The sequence below is a fragment of the Kytococcus sedentarius DSM 20547 genome (assembly GCF_000023925.1).
GTDB classification, from domain to species: domain Bacteria; phylum Actinomycetota; class Actinomycetes; order Actinomycetales; family Dermatophilaceae; genus Kytococcus; species Kytococcus sedentarius.
Genome location: NC_013169.1, coordinates 457,760 through 473,047 on the forward strand (window position 1 = coordinate 457,760; position 15,288 = coordinate 473,047).

Annotated in this window: 14 protein-coding genes and 1 pseudogene; 7 read left to right on the forward strand and 8 right to left on the reverse strand. The window is 72.5% G+C overall.

Going from position 1 to position 15,288, the window contains the following annotated elements; all coding sequences use genetic code 11:
• Window positions 1-111: 111 nt before the first annotated feature.
• The 3 genes from KSED_RS02240 (at window position 112) to KSED_RS02250 (ending at window position 4,956) form a co-directional block, all read left to right on the forward strand.
• The gene (locus tag KSED_RS02240; RefSeq protein ID WP_012801953.1) at window positions 112-762 is read left to right on the forward strand and encodes a TetR/AcrR family transcriptional regulator; all 651 of its coding nucleotides are present in this window, start codon (window positions 112-114) and stop codon (window positions 760-762) included.
• The gene (locus KSED_RS02245; RefSeq protein WP_012801954.1) at window positions 762-3,638 is read left to right on the forward strand and encodes an MMPL family transporter; all 2,877 of its coding nucleotides are present in this window, start codon (window positions 762-764) and stop codon (window positions 3,636-3,638) included. The genes KSED_RS02240 and KSED_RS02245 overlap by 1 nt, the downstream gene beginning before the upstream one ends.
• Before the next feature lie 100 nt (window positions 3,639-3,738).
• Window positions 3,739-4,956: an MFS transporter gene (locus KSED_RS02250; protein ID WP_012801955.1), complete on the forward strand. Its 1,218-nt coding sequence runs from the start codon at window positions 3,739-3,741 to the stop codon at window positions 4,954-4,956.
• Window positions 4,957-5,017: 61 nt separating this feature from the next.
• Here the strand turns inward: KSED_RS02250 and KSED_RS02255 are convergent, their stop codons facing one another.
• Window positions 5,018-6,199, reverse strand: coding sequence for an MFS transporter (locus tag KSED_RS02255; RefSeq protein WP_012801956.1), 1,182 nt, complete (start codon window positions 6,197-6,199; stop codon window positions 5,018-5,020).
• Between the two features lie 157 nt (window positions 6,200-6,356).
• On the opposite strand from KSED_RS02255, the gene KSED_RS02260 reads away from it, so the two are divergent.
• Window positions 6,357-7,265, forward strand: a complete 909-nt coding sequence (locus KSED_RS02260) for a CPBP family intramembrane glutamic endopeptidase (RefSeq protein WP_012801957.1) — start codon at window positions 6,357-6,359, stop codon at window positions 7,263-7,265.
• 119 nt (window positions 7,266-7,384) lie between these two features.
• Window positions 7,385-8,380 carry a siderophore-interacting protein gene (locus KSED_RS02265; RefSeq protein WP_012801958.1) on the forward strand — a complete coding sequence of 332 codons (996 nt, stop codon included), beginning with the start codon at window positions 7,385-7,387 and terminating at the stop codon, window positions 8,378-8,380.
• Between the two features lie 441 nt (window positions 8,381-8,821).
• On the opposite strand, the gene KSED_RS02270 is transcribed toward KSED_RS02265, so the two are convergent.
• The 4 genes from KSED_RS02270 to KSED_RS02285 form a co-directional block, all read right to left on the reverse strand.
• The gene (locus tag KSED_RS02270; protein ID WP_012801959.1) at window positions 8,822-10,060 is read right to left on the reverse strand and encodes a PIN domain-containing protein; all 1,239 of its coding nucleotides are present in this window, start codon (window positions 10,058-10,060) and stop codon (window positions 8,822-8,824) included.
• Window positions 10,061-10,134: 74 nt separating this feature from the next.
• Window positions 10,135-10,608 carry a hotdog fold domain-containing protein gene (locus tag KSED_RS02275; RefSeq protein WP_012801960.1) on the reverse strand — a complete coding sequence of 158 codons (474 nt, stop codon included), beginning with the start codon at window positions 10,606-10,608 and terminating at the stop codon, window positions 10,135-10,137.
• 24 nt (window positions 10,609-10,632) lie between these two features.
• A complete protein-coding gene (locus tag KSED_RS02280; RefSeq protein ID WP_012801961.1) occupies window positions 10,633-11,181 on the reverse strand; it encodes a hypothetical protein in 549 nt (182 codons plus the stop codon).
• Between the two features lies 1 nt (window position 11,182).
• A complete protein-coding gene (locus tag KSED_RS02285; protein ID WP_012801962.1) occupies window positions 11,183-11,722 on the reverse strand; it encodes a YbhB/YbcL family Raf kinase inhibitor-like protein in 540 nt (179 codons plus the stop codon).
• A 170-nt stretch (window positions 11,723-11,892) separates the two neighbouring features.
• Between KSED_RS02285 and KSED_RS02290 the strand changes: the two genes are divergently transcribed.
• Window positions 11,893-12,483 (forward strand): TIGR03086 family metal-binding protein, encoded by a 591-nt coding sequence (locus KSED_RS02290; protein ID WP_012801963.1) that lies wholly within the window; start codon window positions 11,893-11,895, stop codon window positions 12,481-12,483.
• Between the two features lie 3 nt (window positions 12,484-12,486).
• Complete coding sequence (locus KSED_RS02295) at window positions 12,487-13,602, forward strand: alanine racemase (protein WP_012801964.1); 1,116 nt, start codon at window positions 12,487-12,489, stop codon at window positions 13,600-13,602.
• Between the two features lie 53 nt (window positions 13,603-13,655).
• On the opposite strand, the gene KSED_RS02300 is transcribed toward KSED_RS02295, so the two are convergent.
• From KSED_RS02300 to KSED_RS13385, 3 genes and pseudogenes are all read right to left on the reverse strand, one after another.
• A complete protein-coding gene (locus KSED_RS02300; RefSeq protein WP_308699673.1) occupies window positions 13,656-14,105 on the reverse strand; it encodes a chorismate-binding protein in 450 nt (149 codons plus the stop codon).
• Window positions 14,011-14,349 (reverse strand): annotated as a pseudogene (locus KSED_RS15725) (glutamine amidotransferase-related protein); the annotation flags it as partial. The gene KSED_RS02300 and the pseudogene KSED_RS15725, both read right to left, overlap by 95 nt.
• A 48-nt stretch (window positions 14,350-14,397) precedes the next feature.
• The gene (locus tag KSED_RS13385) at window positions 14,398-15,147 is read right to left on the reverse strand and encodes an aminotransferase class IV (RefSeq protein ID WP_012801965.1); all 750 of its coding nucleotides are present in this window, start codon (window positions 15,145-15,147) and stop codon (window positions 14,398-14,400) included.
• Window positions 15,148-15,288: the final 141 nt, after the last annotated feature.

The window sequence follows — 15,288 nt, forward strand, 5'->3', positions numbered from 1 at the left end:
CGGTGGCACCGAACTGTGCGACGGGCCCGGGCGGGGCGGGTGACCGAGGTCACCCATTGTGCACACCGCGCAAACTTGCACGCTGTGCAGGGAGAGCCCTACGCTGGTGGCATGTCACTGCGTGAGGCCCACAAGGACCGCACCCGGGCCTCCCTCGTGGACGCTGCCTTCGGGGTGCTGGAGGAACGCGGCATCGAGCAGCTCACCGCGGAGTCCGTGGCCGAGCGAGCCGGTGTCTCCCGCCGCACCCTGTTCAATTACTTCGGCACGGTTGAGGAGACGCTCCTCGTGCCGGCCCACGCCAGCATGGACACGCTTGTCGCGGAGATCGAGCGCTCCGAGGCGTCCGTCCCCCCGCTCGACGTGCTGCGCCGGGCCCTGCCGACCGTCTTCGATGCCGCGGTGTTCGACCGCATCGCCAGCATCCGGCGGGCAGCGGTCCACAGTCCGGCCCTGCGGCGGGCGGAGACGGCGATCGTCACCGACTCCGTGGGGGACGCCCTCGCGCTCCTGGAAGCGCGTTCCCGCAGGGTCGGGGTAGAGCCCGACCGGCTCTTCCTGGCGGGACTGGCCCGCAGCGGCCTGGGCGTCATCGAGACCGCCGCGGAGGCGTGGATGGAGCGCACCGGCGGGACGGCCGACGAGGAGTCCCGCCGCACCTTCATCGAGCTCGCGCAGCGCGCCCTGGACGACCTGCGCTCCGGGTACGGCAGTGCAGACACACCTGATTCCCCTGACACCACGACGGAAGGACGGCCCTGATGGCCGAACGTCTTTATGCCCTCGGCCACTGGGCCTCGCGCCACGTGTGGCCGGTCATCATCGCCTGGTTGATGGTGGTGGCCTCATTCGGAGGCGCCGCCGCCACCTTCTCCAAGCCGCTGAGCACCGAGTTCACCATCCCCGGAACAGAGTTCCAGGAGGTCATGGACCAGCTCAAGGAGGGCGTGCCCGATGCGGCAGGCGGCGTGGGCACGGTCGTCTTCGAGAGCGAGTCCGGGGAGTTCACCGCCGACCAGCGGACCGCGATCAACGAGGTCGTCAAGGACTTTGCCACGGCTGAGGGCGTGACCGCCGCGGAGAGCCCGTTCGCGCTGCAGAAGGAGATCGACGACGCGCCGAAGGAGCTGAAGCAGGCGCGCGAGGAACTCGAGTCGGGGCGCACCCAGCTGGAGAACGGCCGCGAGGAGCTCGAGTCCGGCAAGAAGGAGCTCGCGCAGGGGCGGGAGCAGCTTGAGCAGGCGCAGAAGGAGCTCGACGCCGGCAAGCAGGAGCTGCAGTCCGGTCGAACCGAGCTGAAGCAGCAGCGCGAGCAGGTGGAGCAGTTGCGGGCCCAGCTGGGCCCCGACCACCCCCGGGTGCAGCAGGCCGAGGCCGGGTTGCAGCGTGGCCAGCAGCAGCTGGAGCAGGCCGAGGCCGAGGTCGAGGCCGGGACCAAGCGCCTGTCGAACGAGCGGGAGAAGCTCGAGGCCGGTGAGCAGGAGATCGCCACCAACGAGAAGAAGCTCGCGGACTCCCAGAAGGAGTTGACCTCCGGCGAGGCCGATCTGGAGCGCGGCCAGGCCCAGCAGGAGCTGACCGACGGCATGCGTTTCGTCGCCGAGGGCGGGGGCGTTGCCTACACGCAGATCCGCTTCGCCGACGAGATGCACAACGTCGCGATCGAGGACCGCGAGGCCGTCATGGCCAAGGCCGAGGGGCTGTCGGACCAGGGCATCACGACCACCTTCTCCGAGGAGATGTCGCAGGACACGAGCTCGATCATCGGCCCGGGCGAGATCATCGGCGTGGTGGTGGCCGCCATCGTGCTGCTGGTGATGCTTCGCTCGTTGACCGCTGCGGGGTTGCCGCTGGTGAACGCGCTGCTGGGCGTCGCGGTCGGTGTCGCCGGGGCGCTGTCCCTCACCCCCTTCATCTCCATGCAGGACATCACCCCGGTGCTTGCCGTCATGCTCGGCCTGGCGGTCGGCATCGACTACACGCTGTTCATCGTCCACCGCCACCGGACCCAGATGGTGACGGGCATGGACAAGCACGAGTCCATCGGCCTGGCGATCGGCACGGCGGGCAACGCCGTCGGCGTCGCCGGCGCCACGGTGTTCATCGCCCTGGCGGCGCTGACGCTGACCGGCATTCCCTTCCTGGGGACGATGGGTCTGGTGGCCGCGGCCACCGTGCTCATCGCGGTGCTCGTGGCCTGGACCCTCTCGCCGGCGCTGCTGTCCCTCCTGGGCGACCGCGTGCTGGGCAAGGGCGGCCGGGCGAAGCGGGCCCGTGCGCTGGAACAGGAGCAGGCGGGCGCGCAGGGGCGTGCGCTGGCGAACGAGCAGGAGCAGGAGCTCCGGGCCGGCAGCCGTCCGCGGGGCGGGGCCACGTCCTTCTTCAACCCGCCGGCCACCGCGCAGCACGCCGGGACCTCCTCCGAACCGGGGGGCGGCACCTCCGTGCAGCACGAGGCCGCCGACGAGGACCACCCGTTCTGGGCCCGGCTGGTCACCCGCGTCCCGTGGCTCACCGTGCTGGCCGTCGTCCTGGGCCTGGGTGCCCTCGCCTGGCCGGTGACGGACATGCGTCTGGGCATGCCCGACGGCTCCACCGCACCTGCGGACTCTCAGGGCTACCAGACCTTCGACACCATCCGCACCCACTTCGGTGACGGAGTCAACGGGCCGCTGGTGGCGATGGCCGAGGCGCCCGAGGGGCTCTCGGAGGGCGAGGCGGCCGACCGGCAGATCGCCATCGCGCAGGAGCTGCACGCCACCGAGGGCGTGGAGTACGTGGTGCCTGCGGGCATGAGCGAGGACCGCTCCATGCTCGCCTTCCAGATCACCCCGAGCACCGCCCCGGGTGACGAGGCGACCCTCGACCTGGTGCACCGCCTGCGGGACAAGGCTCCCGGCATCGAGTCGGCACAGGACGTCGAGCTCGGCTTCACCGGCCTGACGGTGGCCAACATCGACATTTCAGAGGCGCTGGCCAGCACGCTGCCGCTGTACCTCGCGGTGGTCGTGGGGCTCTCCCTGCTGCTGCTGGTGCTGGTCTTCCGCAGCATCGTGGTGCCGCTGGTGGCCACGGCCGGCTTCCTGCTGAGCGTCGGTGCGTCCTTCGGTGCCGTGGTCGCCGTGTACCAGTGGGGTTGGCTCGGGTCGCTGTTCGGCGTGAACGAGCCGGGCGCCATCCTCAGCTTCCTGCCCACCCTGGTGATCGGCGTGCTCTTCGGTCTGGCCATGGACTACCAGATGTTCCTGGTCAGTGGCATGCGCGAGGCCTGGGCGCACGGCGCGTCCGCCCGCAAGGCGGTGCAGCGCGGCTTCGGTGCCGGTGCCTCCGTGGTGACGGCCGCGGCGCTGATCATGGTCTCGGTCTTCGCGGGCTTCATCCACGCGGAGCTGACGATGATCCGCCCGATCGGCCTGGCACTGGCGCTCGGTGTGCTCGTAGACGCGTTCGTGGTGCGCATGACCTTCACCCCCGCGGTGCTGCACCTGCTCGGTGAGAAGGCTTGGTGGATCCCGCGCTGGCTGGACCGGATCCTGCCGGACCTGGACGTCGAGGGTGCCAAGCTCCAGAAGGCCCACGGGGTCGACGCCGAGGGCCACCACATCCCGGCCGAGCCGGCCACGGCCACGGCGCGGTGAGGGTGGCGCGCGGGGGCTGGTGAGGGTCCGCCCCATCGGCCGGTGACAATTCACCCACCGGCGGGGCGCGGACCCGGGGACAGGCTTAGGCTGACCCCTGATGACGACGACGGCGGCGACTGACGAGGCAACGGGCTTCCCCCGGGAGATCTGGATCCTCATCGGCGCCGCCTTCGTCGTGGCGGTGGGATTCGGCATCGTGGCCCCGGCCCTGCCGCAGTTCGCCCGCAGCTTCGGGGTGGGGCCCACGGCCGCTGCGGCGATCATCTCCACCTTCGCGGCCTTCCGGCTGTTCTTCGCCCCGGTCGGGGGGCGGCTCTCCGAGGCCCTGGGTGAGCGGCCCGTGTACCTGACCGGGCTGGTGATCGTCGCGCTGTCCACGGGAGCCGCCGCGTTCGCCACCAACTACTGGATGCTGCTGATCTTCCGCTCGCTGGGCGGCATCGGCTCCACCATGTTCACCGTCTCGGCCGTGGCGCTGCTGGTCCGGATGGCGCCGCCCACCAAGCGGGGTCGCGTGTCCGCCGCCTACGGGTCGGCCTTCCTGCTGGGCAACGTGTTCGGCCCCGTCCTCGGCGGGCTGCTGGCCGGGCTGGGCCTGCGGGCGCCCTTCCTGATCTACGGGGTCGCCCTGCTGATCGCCGCCGGGGTGGTGGCCATCGGCATCCCGCGCGATGTGGGGCACGCCGCCCGCAAGGGAACCGGACCGCCCCGGATGTTGGTGCGTGAGGCCTGGGCGGATCCCGTCTACAAGGCCTGTCTGACCAGCGGGTTCGCGAACGGGTGGGCGAACTTCGGGGTGCGGGTGGCGCTGGTGCCGCTGTTCGTCGTGGAGGTGTTGCAGTCCGGGCCGCAGATGGCCGGCTTCGCGCTGGCCGCGTTCGCCGTGGGCAACGTGTTGGTGCTGAACCACAGTGGCCGGTTGAGCGACCGCATCGGGCGGCGTCCCCTCATCATCGGCGGGCTGGTGGTGTGTGGTGTGTTCACGGCCTTCTCCGGGTTCATCACCGACGTGTGGGTGTACCTCGGTGTGATGGCGGTGGCCGGCGTGGGGGCGGGCATGCTGAACCCAGCCCAGCAGGCTGCGGTGGCCGACGTGGTGGGCAACGAGCGCTCGGCCGGGACGGTGCTCGCCGGTTTCCAGATGTCGCAGGACGTCGGGGCGATTCTCGGGCCGATCGTCGTGGGCATGCTGGCCGAGCAGTTCGGTTACGGCTTCGCCTTCGCTGCGACCGGCGTGATCATGGCCGCCTCGGTGCTGGTGTGGATCGGTCGGCGGGAGACCGCGCGGGTGGTCGTCGAGCAGGAAGTCACCTGACCGAGGCGCTGCGAGGGCGCTCCGCCCGGGGTGCTAGGGGCGTTGCCCCGCCGCGAATCCCTCAGTCGCCGGCTCCGGCGTCGGCCACCGCGGCCTCCCGCGCCCGACGCGGCAACATGGCCGCCAGCCCGGCCACCAAGGCTGCGGTGGTCAGCGGCACGAACATGGCCGGGCCCATGCCCCAGCGGGTGCTCGCCCAGCCGATCAGTGCGGGACCGGCCAGGAAGGTCAGGTACCCCGCTCCGGCCACCACCGCGAGCATGCGTCCGCCGCCCAGGTGTCCGGCCATGCCGTAGATCATCGGGGCCAGGACGGCCACGCCGATGCCCACCAGCGCCCACGCGCCCAGCACGACGGGCAGGGAGTTCTGGGTGGCCGCCACGAGGTAGCCGACCGCGGCCAGCAGCGCACCCCCCACGAGGGCGGGGCGGGCGCCGATGCGGTCCACCACCCAGTCGCCGCTGAGCCGCAGCGCCACCATCGCGGCCGAGAAGACCGCCAGGCCGGCGGCACCCACACCGGGGGAGACGCCGGTGACGTCGGTGACGTGGATGGTCGACCAGTCCCACCCGGTGCCCTCGGTGAGGCCGAACAGCACCGCCATCGCGGCCAGAAGCCACGTGATCGCGGGCAGGCGCGTGCGGCCGCCGGCCTCGTCGCGGTGGGCGATGATCGGGGTGTCCGGGGTGCGGGGGCTGATGGTCAGCAGCAGCGCGGAGACCACCACGATGGCGCCGAGGGTCGCCACCACGACCGTCCCCCCGGGGCCGGAGCTGACGGTGTTGGCACCCAGGACGGCGCTGGCGCCGGCGAGTGACCCCATCGAGAAGAAGGCGTGGAGGGTGCTCATGATGCGGCGGCGAGCCACGCGCTCGGCGTTCACCGCGAGGGCGTTCATGGAGACGTCCATGGCGCCGTTGCCCAGTCCCAGCAGGCAGGCGGCGACGAGCAGCATCGGCCAGGAGGTGGCGGCGGCGAGGGTGGCGAAGGCGACCATCATGACGACGGCGCCGACGATGGTGGGACGTCGGGCTCCGATGCGGTCGGCCAGCCGGCCGGAGATCTGCATGGTCACGGCTGCGGAGAACCCGACCGTGACCAGCAGGATGGAGACGTCCCCCTCGTGGATGCCGATGCGGTCCCGCAGGCTCGCGAGCAGACCACCCCAGATGCCGATCATGAACCCGTTGATGACGAACAGGGCCGCCACCTGCGGGGCGGAGGTGAGGACGGGACGCAGCATGGGGCCATTCTCCCAGCGGCAGAGCGGCGTTCAGGACGGTTGTGGGGTGACGTGCAGCGCACCGCGTGGTGGCGCCGGAGCGGTGCCCTTGCTGACGGGCTGCGCGTCGAGCGCTGCTCCTGCCCACCACGGGTCGGTGGTGCGTACGCTCACCCCCATGGATCGGCGGACCCTGCGTACCGAGGTGCTCCTGGTGCTCGGGCTCTCGTTGGGTGCCTCGGCGCTGTGGTCGTTGCTGCGACTGGTGGACTTGCTCTCGCGTCCTGGTGGCCTGGCTGCGGCGACCACGTACATGAACACCCCGGCCGATCCCAGTCGCCCGTGGCTCTCGGTGCTCTACGAGGTGGTGGGCCTGGGCCTCGCCCTGGTGCCGGCAGTGCTGGCGCTCTTCCTCCTCGGCACTGTGTGGCCGCCCCGTGGCCCGGCGGCGTCCCGTGCCCCTGTGCCGACCCATGCCTCGGAGGCATCCCGTGCCCCGGCCACGTCCGGTCACCTGGTGGCGCCCGCTGACCCGACGGCACAGAGTGGTGCGGCCGTGCCCTCGGGAGGGCGTCCGGGTCGTAGGCCGATCAGCGCGGGGGCCCGGATCGTCGGTCTCGATCGCACCCGCCCGGGACCGGATCTGGCCGGCGGGCTGCTGCTGGCGGCCGTCATCGGCCTGCCGGGGCTCGGGCTCTACCTCGCGGCGACGCACTGGGGCCTGAACTCCACCGTGGCGCCGGCCAGCGAGGCGAGTCCGTGGTGGGCGCTGGGACTCCTCGTCCTCGCTGCGCTGAAGAACGGTGTGCTCGAAGAGGTCGTGGTCGTCGGCTACCTCGTCACGCGGTCGCGTCAGCTGGGTGTCCTGCCCTGGACGGCTGTCGTCCTGGCTGCCCTCCTGCGCGGCGTCTACCACCTGTACCAAGGCTTCGGTGCGGGCTTGGGAAACGTCGTGATGGGCTTGGTCTTCGGGGCTTGGTACCTGCGGACCGGTCGGGTGATGCCGCTGGTGGTGGCCCACGTGGTCATCGACCTGGTGGCCTTCATCGGGTACGCCACCGTTGCGCCGCGCGTCGACTGGATCTGAGGCCGCGAGGTCTGGGCCCGACCACCGCGGCGGCCGGTCCGGACACGCGCCGCGGAGACTGATGCGGACGCGCACAGCAGCGGTTGTGAGGGTTGCCTCACCTCACGTAACCTGCGCTCATGTCGAAGGCGAACTACAGGGACTTCCGAGCCACCGTGAGCGGGATGCAGCGCATCTCGCCGAGCTTCGTGCGGGTCACCCTGGCCGATGAGGGCCTCCGCGACTTCGGCGACACCTGCCTGGACCAGCGCATCAAGGTGGTCTTCCCCCTGGAGGGTGCGGACGAGGGAGCCGACCCGTTCGCCACGTTCCCGACCGGCGACACCTGGTACCTCGCGTGGAGGGAACTGCCCGACGCCGAGCGCAACGTCTTCCGCACCTACACGCCCGCGGCCGTGCGTCGCGATGCGGGGGAGCTGGACATCGACGTCGCTGTTCACGGGGAGACCGGGCCCGGGTCCGTCTGGGCGTTGCACGTGCAGCCCGGTGACCCCGTGATGGTGTGGGGGCCGGACGCCACCGTCCCCGGCAACGAGGCCGTGGGGGTCGACTGGACCCCCGGGGCGGCTGAGCGCTTCCTCCTGGCTGGGGATGAGACAGCGGTGCCCGCCATCGTGAACATCCTGCGTGCCCTCCCCGCCGGCGCGACCGGGCAGGCCTTCCTGGAGGTCCCGGAGTCCGGTGACGCCCGCGAGATCGAGGCGCCGGCTGGCATCGAGGTCGTGTGGCTGCCCCGCGACGAGGGCCAGGCACCGGGGGAGCGGTTGACTCTCGAGGTGCCCGAGCGGCTCACTGTCCAGGCGGGGTCGCGCGAGCCGGTCCATCTCGAAGACAGCGTCACGGCCCGTGGCGAGTCGGTGCCGCCCACCAACGAGGTGCCGTCGGGGGAGTCTGCCCCGGCCGGAGACCTCGGACAGCCCGATGTCACCGACGACCCGGAGGCCGTGCCGTGGGAGGTCACTCGTGTCACGGATGCAGAGCTCACCTATGCCTGGTTCGCCGCTGAGTCCAGTGCCGTGAAGGCGTTGCGCAGGCACCTCGTCCGCGAGTGCGGATGGGACAGGCGGCAGGTGGCCTTCATGGGCTACTGGAAGCAGGGCGTCAGCCAGGTCTGAGTCGCCGATCGCTCGCCGTTGAAGGGTCCACCGTGCCTGGGTTTTCCGCCTGCGGTAGGTGGGCTCGGTGGTCCCTTTCAGTGGTGGATGTGGATGGTGATGCGGCCGCTGGGTTCGCGGGTGGTGGTGTGGCCGGTGGCGGGTTGTTCGATGTGCCCATCCGGGGGGTGCCCCTCGGGGGGCTTTCCATGGGTTGACGTGGTGCATCTGGCGTCAGGAGAACGGTCGGTCGAAGCCTTCGCCGGCGCACTCGCCGATGGTACACGCAACCGACACGATGCAAACAAGAACTAGAACATATGGGCGACGTCGCGCGGTCCCCAGACACACCCACCCGACCTGTGCACAATCCCCAGCCGCACCCCACCCCACCCCACGCCACAGGGGGCCGACGCACCCGCGCCGGCCCCCCATTGCCTCCTGGATCCCTGCCTCAGCCCCTCACAGCGCCGCGACCAGGTACCCGTCGTGCTCGTCGTCCCACCACAGCTCGGCCACGTCCTCGGTGTCTGCCGCCTTGCAGAACTGCAGGAAGCTCGAGTACCCCAGCGACTTCTCGCTGAACTCCGACTCGTGGTGACGCAGCCGGTCCTTGAGTCCGGACAGCGGCACACCCTCACCCTCCGGGTCCTCCTCGTCCAGCACCCGGCGCAGCAGGTCGAACGCCACCTCGCGGTCGGCCTCGCCGGGGAGCTCCACCATCGGGTCGCCCGACGAGGGTCCGTCCGACAGCGTGATGACGCCACGGTCGTCCAAGTGCTTCAACAGCTCCCCGAACGCCCGGAAGCCGAAGTCCGCCTCGGAGAAGGTCGGGTCCTTGCGCAACAGGGTCCGCTTCAGGGCCGATGCGGTGACCGGCCCACTGGCCGTGCGCTGCAGCCCGGCGACGGTCTGGGCCACCAGCGGCGCCAACGCACCGGTGCTCTGGTTGGCGGTGGCCACCTCCTCGCCCTCGGGGGTCGTCTTCGGCGCCGAGCGCGAGCCGCCGCGCGAGGACTTGCCGGACTTCCCTGCATCGGTCTTGGTGTCGGCGGCGTCGCTCCCTGCACCGGTCCCGCCCTTGGCCGGCGTCTCCGATGCGGTGTTCGTCGCCCCGCCGCCCGAGCCGCCGCTGCTCGCGGCGCCACCGCCGGACCCGCCGCTCTTCTTGCCGCGGCCCGACTTGCCACCTTCGGAGCCCTTGGTCTCCTTGGCGGGGGTGTGCGGGTCCACCCCATCGAGGGTGTCGTAGAACAGGAACTCGTCACAGCTCGGCGGCAGCATCGCGCTGGTCGAGTTGCGCACGCCCACCCCGATCACGTTCTTGTTCAGCTCACGCAGCTTGTGCACCAGGGGGGTGAAGTCGGAGTCACCCGTGCAGATGGCGAAGGTGGTGATGTAGCCGCGCTCGAAGGCCATCTCGATGGCGTCCACGACCATCTTGATGTCGGCGGCGTTCTTGCGGGAGGCGCCCATGCGCTGGGGCATCTCGATGAGCTCGACGTGGCTGCGCGTCAGCATCCGCCGGTCCTCGTCGAAGTACGACCAGTCCGCGTACGCCCGACGCACGACCACCCGCCCCCGCTCGGCCAGGGCGTCAGCGATGGGCTTGAGGTCGAAGGTCATTCCCCCCAAGTGGTCCCGCGCGCCCAGCGCGAGGTTCTCATAGTCCACGAACAGTGCGATCCGGTCTTCTTCCACACCCGTGACCTTACTCGCCCCACGGGCCCGCCATCCCGCACCCGGGGTCACCCCTCATCGGAGCGGCCACCGCCTCATCGGGCCGGGCGGGGGCTCACCCGGATGGTGATCGTCCCGGCCACCACGACCGTGCCGTCCTCCCGGGTCGCGGCGACCCCCACCGGCACGCCCAGCGTCTCGTCGGCCGCGGTCGGCCACTCGTCGGGGGTGGTGATCGCCACGCACTGCAGGTCGGTGGTCGACTTGGCGAGGTACTCCACCTCCATCCCGACGGGGATCCACCGGTGCGATGGGGGAGTCGTCGCCTCGGCGAGCAGGCCCATCGCGGCCTCCAACCCGTTGCAGACCGCGATGGCGTGCACGGTCCCCAGGTGGTTCTCCAGCGCCCGTCGCTTGGGCAGCACGAGCTCGGCCCGGTGCGGCCCGACGTGGTCGATCCGCATCCGCAGCGGGCGGAAGTACGGCACCCGCCAGCCGTAGACCCGGGCGAACAGGGCCCGTCCGATGCGGGTGTGGTGCAGCCGGCGGTAGGTCGTGTAGGTGTCCACGCCGTACAGGGTAGGACGCGCCGATCAGGCGTGGTCGGTGTCCTCGGACAGGTCCTGCCGCAGCGACCACCACAGGAAGGGCACGCTCACCAGTGCCAGCACCGTCCGCGGGCGGGACGCGCCGCAGCGCGAGACGACCTTGATCGCCTGCCGCTCCAGCCACAGCCCCCCGGCCAACCCGGCCCCGAGCAGCAGCACCCCGGGTAGCAGCACCTTGCTCCAGGGGATGTCCGGCTGGTCGAGCCCCTGCGAGGTGCTCGGCAGCGAGTCGGTGGACTCGTCTGCCCGCCCGATGGGGGTGGCGTCGCCCCCATCGGGGCCGGTCTCACCCACCCCGCCGGCGGTGGCCCGGTCCGATGCGGTCAGCCCGCCGGGTGCCACACCGTCGGGGCGCAGCGCGAACACGGCCGCCCCGACCCCGGCGAGGGCGAGCTGCAACGGCCACCGACGCCGCCAGTCCGGCACCCAGTCGGGCAGGGCGCTGCTGGTGGCGGCGACGGCGGTGAGCGCCAGGGCCGTCCCGGCCGGGAAGGGCTCCGCCCGCACGGCCGAGGCCACGACGTCGTGGGCCATCTCAGTCCCCCTGGACCTGGTAGGTCCCCGTGAGGGTCCCGCGGCCGATGGTCTGGAACAGCATCGTGAACGCCGCCACGGTGGCGCTGGCGGACTGGTCGAGGCCGAGGTCGTCGGTGTCCAGGGCGTGCACGGCGAAGATGTAGCGGTGCGGGCGGTCACCGGGGGGCGGTGCCATGCCGGCCCAGGCCTTCGCTCCGGTGTCGGCACTCACCATGAACGCGCCCTCGGGCAGATTGTGGCCACCCTCGGCGCCCGCGTCGGCCGCGAGCTCGGTGGTGTCGGCCGGCAGGTTCAGCACGGTCCAGTGCCAGAAACCCGCGGGGGTGGGGGCGTCGGGGTCGAAGCAGCTCACGGCGAAGGACTGGGTGCCCTCCGGCGCGCCGCTCCAGGCCAGGTGGGGGGAGGTCTCGTCGCCGTCCGCGGCGTGCCGAGCGTCCATGGGCTCGCCCTCGCGCACGTCCTTGCTGGTGACCTCGAACGATGCGGTCTCGGGGAGGAGGCTGTAGGGCTCCGGTGCTTGCGGTCGCTGCAGATCCATGGGTCCACCGTATGCGGCTGCGGCCCTCGCGTCACCCCCTGTGCCCGGGGTGCCGGGCCGTGCCCCGTCACCCACCACGCCGGGGCGCCGGCTGCCGTCCGCGGGTGCTCGTCCACACCCGGCGCCCCGCCACCGGGCCGGTGTCAGCCCGGACGACTACCGTGCGAGGCATGACTGCACCTGCTCCCGCCACGTCCCGCCAGGCCATCGACCTGCTGCCGGAGTCCGCCCGTGCCTTCGGGGTGGTCCTGGAGCGGCTGGACGACGGGGTGTGGGGTCGCCCGACGCCGTGCGCCGAGTGGTCGGTCCGGGACGTCGTGAACCACGTGGTGGCCGAGCACCTGTGGGTGCCGCACCTGCTGCGCGGGGAGTCCCTGCAGGAGGTCGGCGACCGGTACGACGGCAACGTCCTGGGTGACTCCCCGGCGCAGGCCCGCCGTGCGTGGCAGATGGCGATGCTGGGCTCCCTCCAGGCCTGGGCGCAGGTCGACGACGCGGAGCAGCTGGTCGCGTTCTCCGGGGGCGAGCACCCCGCGGGGGAGTATGCCCACCAGATGCTCGTGGACCTGGTCGTCCACGCCTGGGACGTGGCCCAGGGCGGTGGCGTCGCGGTGCCGGTCATCACCGATGCGGTGGGCGTCGCTTTCGCCTACGAGAAGCCGCGCGTCGCCGACCACCGGGCCGCGGGCATCTTCGCGCCGCCCACCCGGCCCCGGTCCGACCACCCCATGGACCAGCTCGTCGCCCTGCTGGGGCGCTGAGCCGTGTCGACGCTGCCCACCTCCCGGCCGTCCACCCCGTTCGCCGTGGTGGACCGCGACCGGCTGCAGGCCAACATCGACCGGGTGGCCCGCCTCGCGGCCGACCGCGGCCAAGCGCTCCGCCCGCACGCGAAGACCCACAAGTGCCCGCAGATCGCTGCCCTGCAGCTGGAGGCGGGCGCCAGCGGGCTCACCGTGGCCACCCTGGGGGAGGCCGAGGTCTTCGCCGATGCGGGGTGCACCGACCTGCTGATCGCCTACCCCGTGTGGTGGGACGCCGACCGCGCCGGACGCGTAGCGCAGCTGGCAGCCCGGGTGCGGCTCGCCGTCGGGGTGGACTCGGTGGAGGCCGTGCAGCACCTCGCCTCGCTGCTGGGCACCGCACCGGGCCGCCCCCTGGCTGCACCGATCTCGCCCCCGACCCTGCCGGAGCTGGTGGTGGAGGTGGACTGCGGGCACCACCGCAGCGGATGCGCCCCGCAGGACGCCGGGGCGGTCGCGCGCGCCGGGTTGGAGGCCGGATTCGTGGTCCGTGGGGTGTTCGCGTTCCCGGGGCACAGCTACACACCGACCGGGCGCGAGGAGGTCGCCGAACAGGAGGCACGAGACCTCGCCGTCGCCGCGGACTCCCTGCGCGGGGCGGGGATCCTCGAACCCTGGGTGAGTGGTGGCTCCACGCCCACCGTGGAGCACGAGGGCGACGGGTTCGACGAGGTGCGCCCGGGCGTCTACGTCGTCGGTGACGCCCAGCAGTGGGAACTGGGCACCTGCTCGTCGGCCGACGTCGCGCTCACGGTGCACGCCACCGTGGTCAGCCACGCCGGCGGCCGCCTGGTCCTCGATGCGGGGAGCAAGGCCCTGGGTGCCGACCGCGCCGGGTGGGCCACCGGTTTCGGACGGCTCCTGGACCACCCGGAGGCCCGCATCGAGCTGCTCTCCGAGCACCACGCGGTGGCGGTGCTGCCCGAGGACACCGAGCTGCCACCCCTCGGGACGGAGGTGCGGGTGGTGCCCAACCACGCCTGCAACGCGGTGAACCTCACCGACAGGCTCTGGGTGGAGGTCGATGGCCGGCTCGTGGAGTCGTGGCCGGTGGCAGCCCGGGGGCTGAACGCCTGAGGTGACGCAGCCGGGGGAACCGGGGCAGCCGGGGGCTCACCCACGAGACCGCCTCAGCGGGTGGCCGAGCGGACCTTGGCGAGCATCTCCTCGTACTCCGCGCGCGGGTCGGAGGCGAGCACGATGGCGCCGCCGCCGCCCCCGTTGGGGCGGCTCACCCCATCGGGTCCGGGGCTGATCACGGCGGTGCGGATGACGATGGCCAGGTCGGCCGCGCCCGTGGCCGAGAGGTACCCCAGCGGGCGGGAGTAGATGCCCCGTGGGCCGTCCTCCAGCGCCACGAGCAGGTCCATCGAGCGCAGCTTGGGGGCGCCGGTCATGGAGCCCCGGGGAAGGTGACCCGCACCAGGTCGACCACGTCCACGCCGTCCCGCAGGTGGCCGCACACCGTGCCCGGGCGAACGCCTCGAGCACCGCCGCGCCCGCACCGGTGCCCACCGACTCGGGGTGGAACTGCACGCCCCACCAGGACCGGTCGGTGTGGTGCATCGCCTGTACCACACCGTCGCCGGAGCGGGCGTCCACCACCCACCCGGGCGGCAACGGCTCGGGGACGGCCAGTGAGGGGTAGCGCACGATGGAGGGGCCGTCGGGCAGGTCGCTCACGACCCCGCCGGCGCCGGGCCCACCGCCGCTGGCCCCGGACACGCCGCCGCCGTCGTCACCCGCCACCCCGCCGGCGCCGTCGCAGCGGACGAGCCGGTCCACCGGCCCGTGCTCCGCGGTGGGTGCCGGCCCCACGGCCACGGCGGTGGGGTGCCCCCGGTGCCGGGTGCGGGGGCAGCGCGGCCGGCGTCACGGCATCGAGGCCAACGCGTCGTGCCACCCCTGCGCCCGGGCGGTCGGCGCCAGGACCAGCTCGGTCGCCCCGTCGCGCCACGAGGTGACCTGGGTGATGCCGTGCAGCGCGCTCACGAGCCACACCTCGCGCCCGGCCAGGTCGGTGGGCGCGAGCTCCTCGACCACCCACTGGACACCGCGGCGCGCGGCGAGCTCCCGCAGCCGCTGCTCCGTGACCGAGGCCAGGCGCCCGGCCACCGACGGCGAGGCCAGCCGCTCCCCGGACCACCACACCAGGGTGCCGTGGGCGGCCTCCAGCACGGTGCCGGTCGGGGTGCACAGCACGGCGTCGTCCGCCCCGGCACCCCGGGCCCGGTCACGCAGTCCCGAGAGCTGGTGCAGGTCCGGTCCCTTCACGGCGGGGTGCCGTCGGGCGTCGGCCCCCGGGGCGGTCCACAGGCGGGTGGTGGGGCGGCGCGGCGGCGCGGGACGCACCAGCACGACGATGCCGTCCGACCGGGCCTCGAGCCGCGGGAACCAGTCGCCGGTGTCGATCTCCTCCGGCAGCACCTCGGTGGCACGCTCCACGCGCTCCTGCCAGTCCGGCCACTGCGGCCAGAGGCGCTCGCACCCCTCCACCGTGCGGGCCAGGTGGCGCGCCCGCCCCGGCCACCGCCCGTCGGTGTGGCGCCACGCGGTGACGACCACCGCCTCCGTGGGCACCTCGGGCTCGGCCGCCGTCCCGGTGGCAGCCCACTGGGTCATGTCGCCTGCCTGTTGTCCCGCGTCCGTCTCGTGTTCCGTCCTCATCGCAGCGCCATTGTGCGCCATCGCGGGCCGATGCGGGCAGGCAACCTGCGCACGGCACCACCTTGCGCGCGGCCGCCACCGTGGCCTAGGTTGACC